Source organism: Streptomyces sp. GC420 (assembly GCF_009916105.1).
GTDB lineage: Bacteria > Actinomycetota > Actinomycetes > Streptomycetales > Streptomycetaceae > Streptomyces.
This window is the reverse complement of record NZ_JAAAXQ010000821.1, coordinates 1-607: the sequence shown is the minus strand read 5'-3', so window position 1 is coordinate 607 and position 607 is coordinate 1. Positions and strand designations below refer to the sequence as shown.

1 protein-coding gene is annotated in these 607 nt (G+C 75.0%); it reads left to right on the top strand.

Annotation, left to right across the window (positions count from 1 at the left end; genetic code table 11):
• Window positions 1-511: CdaR family transcriptional regulator (locus GUY61_RS38810; protein ID WP_166634960.1), on the top strand; the 511-nt coding region annotated here is incomplete at its 5' end.
• Window positions 512-607 lie beyond the last annotated feature (96 nt).

The window sequence follows — 607 nt, the reverse complement described above, 5'->3', positions numbered from 1 at the left end:
GCTCTCCCTGCGGTCCTCGCGGCGGCTCTCCCGGGCCACCGAGCTGCTCCGTCTGCGCGGTGCGGGGCGGGTGGGGGTGAGCGCCCTCTTCCACGGCCTGGAGCACGCGCCGGCCGCCTTCCGCCAGGCGCGGCTCGCCTGCGCCTGTGCCGAGCCGGGCACGCGCGAGGTGGCCTCCTACGGCGACTCGCCGGTCCGGCTGATGGTCGTGAGCGCCCCCGACTCGGCGGAGCACGCCGTTCGGCAGGTGCTGAGCCCGGTGCTGGAACTCCCTGAGCACGAGAGGGACATACTGCTTCAGACGCTGGCCCAGTGGTTCGCCTCCGGCGGGTCCGCCGCCGAGACGGCGAACCGGATGTACTGCCACCGCAACACGGTGGCCTACCGGCTGCGGCGGGTGCAGGAACTCACCGGGCGTTCGCCGGCCGACCCGGTCGGGGCGAGCGAGATCCACCTGGCCCTGGAGGCGCACCGCCTACTCGCGGGCCTCCCCCGTTCCGGCACGACATGACCGTGGAGCGGGCAGGACCCGCTCCACGGTGGCTCCGCCCCCGCTCCATTCCTGTCCGTCCGGGGGAGCGGTGCGGACCGGGAGAAGGTGCGGGGC